The 9,431-nt window shown below is 64.3% G+C and carries 10 protein-coding genes; 6 read left to right on the top strand and 4 right to left on the bottom strand.

All coding sequences use genetic code 11. The features are described from left to right. On the top strand, positions 1-294 hold a 294-nt coding region (locus BLR05_RS24985; protein ID WP_143016029.1), incomplete at its 5' end, for a transposase. Between the two features lie 89 nt (positions 295-383). Here BLR05_RS24985 and BLR05_RS26300 read toward each other — a convergent pair. The 3 genes from BLR05_RS26300 to BLR05_RS24975 form a co-directional block, all read right to left on the bottom strand. Further along, positions 384-1,259 carry a chymotrypsin family serine protease gene (locus BLR05_RS26300; protein ID WP_143016028.1) on the bottom strand — a complete coding sequence of 292 codons (876 nt, stop codon included), beginning with the start codon at positions 1,257-1,259 and terminating at the stop codon, positions 384-386. 563 nt (positions 1,260-1,822) lie between these two features. Further along, the gene (locus BLR05_RS24980) at positions 1,823-2,314 is read right to left on the bottom strand and encodes a DUF2165 family protein (RefSeq protein WP_092840398.1); all 492 of its coding nucleotides are present in this window, start codon (positions 2,312-2,314) and stop codon (positions 1,823-1,825) included. 32 nt (positions 2,315-2,346) lie between these two features. Further along, positions 2,347-2,880: an OmpA family protein gene (locus BLR05_RS24975; RefSeq protein WP_092840395.1), complete on the bottom strand. Its 534-nt coding sequence runs from the start codon at positions 2,878-2,880 to the stop codon at positions 2,347-2,349. 18 nt (positions 2,881-2,898) lie between these two features. Between BLR05_RS24975 and BLR05_RS24970 the strand changes: the two genes are divergently transcribed. The 4 genes from BLR05_RS24970 (at position 2,899) to BLR05_RS24955 (ending at position 8,192) form a co-directional block, all read left to right on the top strand. Beyond that, a complete protein-coding gene (locus tag BLR05_RS24970; RefSeq protein WP_092840392.1) occupies positions 2,899-3,549 on the top strand; it encodes a gamma-glutamylcyclotransferase in 651 nt (216 codons plus the stop codon). 185 nt (positions 3,550-3,734) lie between these two features. Then, positions 3,735-5,918 (top strand): hypothetical protein, encoded by a 2,184-nt coding sequence (locus BLR05_RS24965; protein WP_092840389.1) that lies wholly within the window; start codon positions 3,735-3,737, stop codon positions 5,916-5,918. Positions 5,919-5,959: 41 nt separating this feature from the next. Next, positions 5,960-6,637 (top strand): pyridoxamine 5'-phosphate oxidase, encoded by a 678-nt coding sequence (gene pdxH, locus BLR05_RS24960; protein ID WP_092840401.1) that lies wholly within the window; start codon positions 5,960-5,962, stop codon positions 6,635-6,637. A gap of 28 nt (positions 6,638-6,665) precedes the next feature. Continuing rightward, complete coding sequence (locus BLR05_RS24955) at positions 6,666-8,192, top strand: M20/M25/M40 family metallo-hydrolase (RefSeq protein ID WP_092840386.1); 1,527 nt, start codon at positions 6,666-6,668, stop codon at positions 8,190-8,192. Positions 8,193-8,210: 18 nt separating this feature from the next. Here BLR05_RS24955 and BLR05_RS24950 read toward each other — a convergent pair whose 3' ends face one another. Next, positions 8,211-9,113, bottom strand: a complete 903-nt coding sequence (locus BLR05_RS24950; RefSeq protein WP_092840384.1) for an AEC family transporter — start codon at positions 9,111-9,113, stop codon at positions 8,211-8,213. 68 nt (positions 9,114-9,181) lie between these two features. Here BLR05_RS24950 and BLR05_RS26905 point away from each other — a divergent pair. Further along, positions 9,182-9,431 (top strand): transposase (locus BLR05_RS26905; protein WP_244160182.1); only part of this gene is annotated, 250 nt, incomplete at its 3' end.

Below are 9,431 nucleotides of genomic sequence, written 5' to 3'. Positions count from 1 at the left end.
GCGATGCAGCGCCGCGCGCACCCGGGCAAGCCCTTGAGCGAGTGCCAGGACAAGCGCAACCGGCGCATCGCAAAGAAGCGGGCCAAGGTGGAACATGTGTTCGCCGGCATCCGGCACCTGGGCGGCAAGTTCGTGCGCACGATCGGGCAGGCACGGGCCACGGTGGGTATGACGATGATGGCCGCCTGCTACAACATGAAGCGCCTGGCGTCCTTCCTGCAGCGGGGCGTGGATGCTTTCTTCACGCCCGGCACTGGCAAGGCACAGGTGCGCCTGCAAACGGTGAAAGCCTGAGCCACCGGGCCTGCAAGGCCCTTCATGCACGAGGCGCAGACCGCCCAGGGCCTCATCAAGCATTCAAAACGGCTGGCGCCCACTCGTGCCTATTGATAAAGTTGGTGCACAAAATTTGTATTTCCAAAAATTGCAGCGTCCATCTTGTCAGACCAGCCGATTGCAAAGAATTCACCGATATTTGGCCCCACTGCAAAGCTATTGGAACTACTGTCGTCGAAGTAAGAGTACTTGCCATTTCTTACCGTGCAATGCGCGGCCGTGATCGTTCCGGGATATATATCGTCAATGACAACATTAAAACCTGCTGTGCAACCACCCATTTGCGAAGTGGGCGAATCACCAATAAGTATCTTGCTTCCCCCATAAAGGCTACGATATAAAGTTGCAGGTCCATCTTGATTTTCAAAATGAATTGCCGATATATCAAAGCCTGCAGATTGCAATCGGATATTAATTTCCGAAAAGTATTTCGCTCTTGCACTTATTAATACGCGATTATTTTTCTCATCAATTGATGTACCAAATACCATTGGCTCATCTCCATCGCCTTTAACCCCATCGAACAACAAAAGGGAACGTTCGGCGAGCGTGTCCAACTGCGAATAGTTGAATTTGACTCGAACTATCTTTGTCTCGTAAGAGAGATTGTTGGTTTTTGTTGGGGTAAAATTTACAGGACCTGCCACGGCTACTACTTGAATTATATTATTTTTATCATCATACTCAATCCAGGATCCAGCATAATTTTTCCCTGCAGATTTTTTAATTTCTTCGATATTTTTTGCAATATCACCTAAGATTTTTGAATTTCTTTTTGTCTCGTATTTTTCCAGCCCAGAGGTTTTTATGGCATCCTCTTTTGTTTGATGGAATACCAGTGGTTTTTCTTCTGCAAAAGAGTTAACGTGATTGCCTGCACTCAAGCAGATCATCATAATTGCTGGCACTGATGTAAATTTCATAACGATACGTTTTCTAATCTTGAACACAAAGGCCAATATTTCAAATAAATTTTATTAAACTCAATTATTTATGTCTTCCACTTTATTTTGAAAAATATAGCACTTCACCAGACGAGTGTTGGATGTATTTATGCAATGCAAATTGCATGTCGCCCTCGCTAATTCATGATAGCAAGAAAACTGCGTTTGAATTCCTTTGTAGCTGGGGGACTCATAAATTTTATTTTTTCAATATATTTTTATATTTGATCGATTGAACCCAGATCGTCGGTCAAGCCGGCCATAAAAGAGTCTCTCAAAACCTCCGAATATGCAAGCCCGAGCTTCGTAAATCGTTGATTTAAACAGCGCTGAGTGACTGAAATCAGAGTGTTGAGAGATTCTCGTAAGCCACCCCATGAGGAAGGGCACCTTTCGGCATTGGCGGGCGAGCACTCCCACCCTTGGCCCGGGTTCGTCCTGGCTCTCGTACCAATGTCTCACCATTCGAGCTTGGTGCGGGAAAAGAAAAAGCCCGGCGGACCGGGCTGTGAATTTCAGGGTTTACGCAGGCTACCGAGTGGCTAGGCATTCTCTTGCTGCGCGACGTAGATGAGCACCAAGCCAATGCACACGATAAAGCGGAAGGCGGATTCGACGCCGTTCCACTGCGGCGACTGCCACATCAGAAACCATTCGCCCGCGACGGTCATGAAGCCGAAGAACCAGACGACCAGCCCGAGCGTCAGGCCGCAGACCGCGAGCGTCTTGGCCCTGGCGAAGGCCGGGGGCGCACCGCACAATTGCCGAAAAAGCGCGACCGCGCCAGCCAGGCAGAGCGCTCCCGCCAGCAACTCCCCCGCGATGATGAGCCAGTAGGCGGCGTTGTGCAGGAGCGGCGAGGAAATCGCGCGCCCCATGAGTCGGTTGCCGGGGAACGTCGTGTCCATGAGCAGGACATGCCGGGTGAACTCGAAGTTCGACCCATAATCGACGATGTTGTTGTAGCCGACGAGCAGGCAGAACAGCGCCACCAGCAGCACCAGGAGCGCTTTCGAGGTCCTGACGGCGGCCATCGCGATCGCTTCCCGCGCCGGCCGGGGGCTGGTCAAGCCGCAGCCAGCGTCACTTCCACACGGCGGGCTTCGGCGGCATTGCCGTCACCCTGGGCGAGTTCGGGCTTGCGCAGCTCGATGCGGTCCTCGGGCGCGCCGGCAGCCACCAGCGCATCGCGCACGGCCTGGGCGCGCTGCTTGGCCAGTTCGGCGTTGGCAGCGGCGTCGCCCGTGGCGTCGTGGAAGCCCGAGATCAACACGCGGCGGCTGCCGTCCTTCACTGCGCGCACCACGTCGGCGATGGCCGGAGCGGCATCGGCCGTGAGGTCGGCGCGGCCGGACGCGAAGTAGAACTTCACCACGCTGCCGTCCACCACCACGCGCGCGACCTCGTTGCCGGCAATGTCGAGCGTGCCGGCGGGAGCCACCACTTCCGCTGCGGGTGCAGGGTCCGCCGCCGGGCGCGCGATGCCGCGCTGGACCACCACAGTGCCCACCACGGCGGACACCACGACCGCGATGATCGCGAACAGGAAGCCGAGGGCGAAGCGTTGCTGGCTGTCGTCGTCGGAGGAACTGAAGGCCATGATGGGAAAACTCCGTAGATGAATAATGGTGGAATGGACGAAACCGCGAATTGTAGTGGCGCGGCCCCGGCCGCCCTCCCCTCGCCGCTGCGCGATCCGGCGCCCATGCTGGAGCGCGCCCTCGCCGAATGGGGCGGCACGCAGGACCTCTGGATCTTCGGGTACGGCTCGCTTATCTGGCGACCCGGTTTCGAGTTCGCCGAACAGCGCCTCGCGCGGGTGCACGGCTGGCACCGCGCGCTGAAGATGTGGAGCCGCGTGAACCGCGGCACGCCCGAATGCCCGGGCCTGGTGCTGGGCATTTTTCCCGGGGGCAGCTGCCGGGGCATGGTCTTCCGCGTGGAGCGCGCGCATGCGCGGCAGGTGATGGTCGATCTCTGGCATCGCGAGATGCCCACGGGCGTGTACGACCCGCGCTGGCTGCCCTGCTCCACGCCCCTGGGCACGGTGCGGGCCCTGGCGTTCACGCTCTCGCGCAGCAGCCCCAACCACACGGGCGAACTGTCGGAGGCCGAGTACCGTCGCATCTTCTCGGAAGCGAGCGGCAGGTACGGCACGACGCTGCACTATGCACAGGCCACCTACGACGGCTTGCGCCGCCTGGGCATCGAGGACCGCGCGCTCGCGCGGCTGCTGCGGTTTTCCCCGCAGGACTCCAGCCAGGGCTGACGGACCTGCGCCACCGGCGCGGTTCGCTCCGGACGCCATCGCTTCGCCGGGCGCAGGCGTGATTTCACCTATCGGAATAAATTGCGGCAAACGGCCATCCAGAAGGCTGTGGCGGCCCGTCCGGCCGTTCCCCGGCGCCTCGCACGAGGCCGGCCCCGCAGCCAGATCCTTCCGACAAGAAAACCATGACCTTTCTGCAATTTCCCTCTCTCCGCCGCAGCAGCTCCGCCGGAGAGACCTCATCTTCCAGCGCGGCCTCGTCTCCGGCGTCATCCAGCGGCACCGGCAGCCGCCGGCACGCTTCCGGCGGCCTGACGGAGCCGCTGCTGCGCCAGCGCCCGGCCGCGGAGCCGGAGGGCGGCGAGCCGCCGAGTCCAGCTCCGGCAGCCAGCGCGCCACACCGCAATGCGCGGCTGCGTGGCGCGGTGCTGCGGCAGATGATGGCCGCTGAACGCACCCGCGCGGGCCACCGCCTCGCGCAGGCGAATGCGCTGCCCGGCGCGCAGGCCCGCCACGAAGCCCGCACCCAGGCGAACCTGACCACGCTGGCGCGCCAGGCCGTGCTGCAGGCGAGGCTGAACCGCGTGCAGCGGGACGCCTACGTCGCGCGGCTCAAGGAAGTGCTCTCCACCGACCAGTTTCAGCACCCCATGGCGCTCAAAGGCGCCGTGGGCCGCGGACCGGACCAGCGCCTGGCCTCCCCGGACAAGGCCATCCAGGCCGTGCTGGACTATGTGCAGGCGAAGCATCCGCAAGAGGCCGCCCGCCTCGACCTGCAGGGCGCCACCGAACTGCGACTGCCCCTGGAGGCGGACATCCTCCTGAACGCCTGGGAGTTCTCCACAGGCTGCAAGGTGCGGGAAATCCACCTGGCCGACGGCGGCACGGAAGAAGCCGACATCGATCTCTCCACCTATGCGGCGCGCGAAGCGATCAAGAAGGGGGCGACGGCTTTCGGCGAGGAAGCCCGGCTGCGCCCGGTCAGCCTCAAGGACGTGGAGCCCTCCAGCGACGCCGAGGACGCGCACCTCACGCCAGCTCCCGGGCTGGAAGGCAACCCGGAAAAGCACCCGTTCGCCTTCCTGCAGGGCGTGCGCTACCGGGCCGAATCGGACCATGAGGGACTGCAGACACTGGTCAACCGGTGCCTGGGGGCCAGCGATCCCGTCACCCTCGAACTCCGCGGGCGCATGGGCGCGCAGGCCGTCAATGCCGTGCTGACCCAGAAGCAATTCACACCGGCACTGGGCTGGAGCATGCTGGCGAGCCTGGTGGGCAGCGGCGGGCTGGCTTATGCGCTGGACGTCGTGGCCTGGGGCGCGGTGATGGGCCAGGTGTCCGCCGCCCTCGGCGAAGACCATCCTGCCACCCGCATGACGGAAGTGCTGCTGGCGTCGCTCACGCCCCTGTTCGCGGAAACCGTGGACTCCCTCGTCATCAAGCGCCTGCTCGGCACGTTCCAGAACGAGCCCCTGCTGCCGGAATCCTTCGCGGAATTCATGGACGACCTGAAGGATTCCGCGATTTCCGGCACCATCGCGGCCGTCGGCTCCATTCCGAACAATGTCGCCGGACTGACGCAGCGCTGGGCCATGGAACCCGTCAGCATGGTCACCAACCAGATCGCCGTCTCCACCTCGGGGGCCATGGTCCCGCGGGAAGTCGCGGCGGCCCATGGCGAAATGGCGACGGGGGTCCTGGAGCGCATGAACGAGGGCTTCTTCCCGGCCCCCGGCGTGGCCCCTGCCGCCGGGGCCAGCGAGGCCCAGGCCCGGCGCGCGCTGGCCGACCACGCCCTGGCGGACACGCAGGGCGCTCTGGAAGCGGCCCCCGGCCACGGCCTGGCCATCAACTCGATGGGCATCGGCTCGGTCATCAGCCTGCTCACCGGCTTCCTGCCGTTCGACACCATGGCCCGGGCCCATGTGCTGCCGGCCGTGGTGCAGAAGATCGTCACCATCATGGTCAACACGCCCACGGAGGTGCTCAGCCTGGGCGTCGGCATCCTGACCGGCAACCACCTCGGCGGCATCGGAGGCAAGCTGACCACGGACGCCGAGAAGAATCGCCGCATCATCGAACTCATCGCCCACAAGGCGGTCGAGCGGCTCGGGCAGGCGCAGTCGGGCGGGACGCAAGGCATCGAGATCACCGAGGCGGAGCTGCGGGCCATCGAGCATCCTTCCCTGGCGCTGACCTTCCCGGCCGGGCGAACCATCGTCAACACGATGAACGGCGTGGCCGACATGGTGTCGCGCTGCTGGGGCGCCCTGCGCGGCGTGCCCGGTGAGCGCCCCGGGGAGCAGGTGGACGTAAGCTCGCTGATGAAGCGCATGGAGAGCCAGGACCGCCATTCCGCTCCGGTGTGACGCAGGCATGCCCTGCCGCGGCACGGCGGCGGGCGGAAGGCATGCACAATCGCGGCATGTCCTCCCCCTCCTCCCCGTTGTCGTCCTCCATCGCCGATCTGCGCAAGAGCTACGAGCGCGCCGAACTCGGCGAGGAGGCCTCGCATGCCGATCCGCTGCGGCAGTTCGACCGGTGGCTGCAGGAAGCCGTGGCAGCTCAGGTGCCCGAACCCAATGCCATGACGCTGGCCACCGTGGGCGCGGACCTGCGCCCCAGCACCCGCGTGGTGCTCATCAAGGGCTATGACGAGCGCGGCATCGTCTGGTACACCAACTATGGGAGCCGCAAGGGCCGGCAACTGGCCGGCAACCCGTTCGCGGCCCTGCAGTTCCACTGGGTCGAGCTCGAGCGCGTGGTGCGCATCGAGGGCCGGGTGGAAAAAGTGAGCGATGCGGAAAGCGATGCGTACTTCGCGAGCCGGCCGCTGGACTCGCGCATCGGCGCCTGGGCGAGCCCGCAGAGCGAGGTAATCTCCGGCCGGGGCGTGCTGGTGGCCAATGCCGCGAAGTACGGTGCGCAGTTCCTGCTGCAGCCGCCCCGCCCGCCGCACTGGGGCGGCTACCGGCTGCAGCCCGACCGCTGGGAGTTCTGGCAGGGCCGCAAGAGCCGCCTGCACGACCGGCTCTGCTACCGGGAAGAGACCCCGGGCGCCTGGGTGCGCGAGCGCCTCGCGCCCTGACGGAGTTTCCGGAGTATCGTCGGCCGGTATGAAGAAACTTCTTTTCCTGGCCGCCGCAGCCGCCCTCTCCACCGGTTTCGGCGCGCACGCCGCCGATCTGTCCCCGGCCTCCGCCGAGCGTTTCGCGCAGGCCGGCTACCGCGAATACTTCGATCTGCTGAAACTGCCCAATGACGCCATCGTGCCGGCGGATGTGCGCAGGAACGTGGAGTTTCTCGAGGCGTCCTTCCACAAGCGCGGGTTCGTGACCCGCCAGCTGGAGAACGACGGCAAGCCCATGCTTTTCGCCGAATTGCCGGGCGCCGATCCGCAGCGCAGGACCGTGCTGTTCTACATGCACCTCGACGGTCAGCCCGTCATCGCAGAGCAGTGGGCGCAGAAGAGCCCATGGGTGCCGGTGCTCAAGCGCCGCTCGGCCGCGGGCGAGTGGGAAGAGATCGATTCCGCACAGCTCTTCAGCGGCCGGGTCGATCCGGAATGGCGCGTGTTCGGCCGGTCGTCCGCGGACGACAAGGCGCCGATCATGATGTTCCTCTCGGCCATCGATGCCATCCGGGCCGATGCGGCCACGCTGGGCGTGAACGTGAAGGTGGTGCTCGACAGCGAGGAAGAGAAGGGTTCGCCGTCCATCGGCAAGGTGATGGCCGCCCATCGCGAACTGCTGCGCTCCGATGCCATCGTCATCCACGACGGTCCGATGCATGCCACCAACCGCCCGACGCTGATCTTCGGCAACCGCGGCGCGGCCCGGGCCACCCTGACGGTGTATGGCGCCAAGGTGGCGCTGCACAGCGGGCATTACGGCAATTACTCGCCCAACCCCGCACAACGCCTGGCAACGCTGCTCGCTTCCATGAAGGACGACCAGGGCCGCGTGACCGTGCAGGGCTACTACGACCATGTCAGGCTCGGCGATGCCGAGCGCAGGATCATGGCGGCGGTGCCCGACGACGAAGGCGCGATGCGCAAGCGCCTGGGCATCGCGAAGCCCGACAGCGTCGGCCCGAACTACCAGGAAGCGATGCAGTACCCGTCGCTCAATGTGCGGGGGATGGCCGCCGCAGCCGTGGGCGACAAGGTGGCAAACATCGTACCGCACACCGCGGTGGCCGAACTCGACCTGCGGACCACGCCCGATTCGGACGCCCGCTATCTCGGCCAGCTCATCGAGACGCACATCCGCAAGCAGGGCTACCACCTCGTGAAGGGCCAGCCGAGCGACGAAGACCGGGCCCGCTACGAGAAGCTGGCGAGCTTTTCGTACCAGAGCGAGGGCGGTAATGCCGCCGGCACGCCGATCGATTCAGCTGTCGGTCAGTGGGCATACGGGGCAATGGCCGGGACCTTTGGCGCCCAGCCGGAACCGGTGCGCATCCGGATGATGGGCGGCACCGTGCCCACGGCGGAAATCGTCAAGGTGCTCGACGTGCCCTTCGTCATCGTGCCCCTCGTGAACGCCGACAACAACCAGCATGCCAGCAACGAGAACATGCGCATGGGCAACTACATCGATGGCATCCGCACCGTCTATGGCCTGCTGACACGGCCTTTCTGAGCCCGCCGGGCACGGGGCTCAGTGCCAGAGCCGCTGGGCCAGCAGCAGCATGGCCGGCACGGTGACCAGCGCAAGCGCGGTCGAGAGCGCGATGCTGGCCGACACCTCGTCCTGCATGGTGCCGTAGCGCTGGGTGAAGAGGAACACGTTGGCGCCCACCGGCAGCGCCGCGGCCGTGAACATCACCGCCACCGGGAGGCCCGACAGGCCCATGCCCCAGGCCAGCGCAAGCAGCAGCAGCGGGTGGGCGATGTTCTTGACCACGGCAATGCCCAGCGCCTCCCGCGCATGGTGGCCGACCTTGGTGTAGGCCAGCGTCACGCCCACGAGCAGCAGCGACATCGGGCCCAGTGCGGTGCCGAGCACCTGCAGCGGCTTGTCGATCATCTCCGGCAATACGAGGCCCGTCTGGCCGAACAGCAGGCCCGCCAGGATGGGCAGCGGCACCGGGTGCAAGATGCCATTGCGCACCGCCTGCAGCACGGTGTGCAGCACCGGGCGCGGCGCGCTGCGGCCCGAGCGCTGGTTCTCGCGCGCCTCGGCCAGCTCGAACACGACCGTGGCGGCCGTGAGCAGCACCAGCGCATGCAGCGAGATCAGCGTAAAGAGCGTCACCAGCCCTTCCTTGCCGTACACCAGCCCGACCAGCGGCACGCCGATCATGATGTTGTTGCTGAACATGTTGGCCAGGCCACGTGCCGCTGCACGGGTGGAAAAGCCCGCGAAGGCCATGGTGACGATGAACACCAGGCTCGCCGCCAGGAAGTACAGCCCCACCGGCTCGAAATTCAGGTCCTGCACCCGCACCGCGCCCATGGTGCGGAACAGCAGCGCCGGCGTGAGCACCAGGAAGACGATGTTGGAGAGGTCCTTGATGGCCGTAGCCCGCACCCAGCCGATGCGGGCCGCGAAGAAGCCGATGGGGAACCTCTCAAAACCCGGCCACTCCCTTGTTCACCGACAAGACCTGAGCCGTCCTCCTCACCATGATCTCTCCTCGCAGCGCCTTGAAGTTCGATCTGTTTGCCGAGGCGTCGCGCCAGCATAAGAGAGATGAAGTGGGCGATCCGTTGCAGGTAATCGCGCGGCACATCGACTTCGCCGAGCTGGCGCGGCTGGTGGATGCACTCATCGAGCGCGGCGATGGCCGCAAGGGTGGTCGGCCGGCCTATCCCGTCGAGGTGATGGTGCGCATCCTGGTCTTGAAGCGCCTGTACAACCTGTCGGACGAGCAGATGG

This window comes from Paracidovorax cattleyae, from assembly GCF_900104515.1.
In the GTDB taxonomy this organism is placed as follows: Bacteria; Pseudomonadota; Gammaproteobacteria; order Burkholderiales; family Burkholderiaceae_C; genus Paracidovorax; species Paracidovorax cattleyae.
The sequence above is the reverse complement of the archived record's forward strand: the minus strand, read 5'-3'. Positions and strand labels throughout refer to the sequence as shown.

Excerpts from the sequence above, each read along its gene's own strand:
- BLR05_RS24970 (WP_092840392.1), top strand. The coding sequence starts at position 2,899 with ATGAATAATGGTGGAATGGACGAAACCGCGAATTGTAGTGGCGCGGCC.
- BLR05_RS26300 (WP_143016028.1), bottom strand. The coding sequence starts at position 1,259 with ATGAAATTTACATCAGTGCCAGCAATTATGATGATCTGCTTGAGTGCA.
- BLR05_RS24980 (WP_092840398.1), bottom strand. The coding sequence starts at position 2,314 with ATGGCCGCCGTCAGGACCTCGAAAGCGCTCCTGGTGCTGCTGGTGGCG.
- pdxH (WP_092840401.1), top strand. The coding sequence starts at position 5,960 with ATGCACAATCGCGGCATGTCCTCCCCCTCCTCCCCGTTGTCGTCCTCC.
- BLR05_RS24965 (WP_092840389.1), top strand. The coding sequence starts at position 3,735 with ATGACCTTTCTGCAATTTCCCTCTCTCCGCCGCAGCAGCTCCGCCGGA.
- BLR05_RS24955 (WP_092840386.1), top strand. The coding sequence starts at position 6,666 with ATGAAGAAACTTCTTTTCCTGGCCGCCGCAGCCGCCCTCTCCACCGGT.
- BLR05_RS24975 (WP_092840395.1), bottom strand. The coding sequence starts at position 2,880 with ATGGCCTTCAGTTCCTCCGACGACGACAGCCAGCAACGCTTCGCCCTC.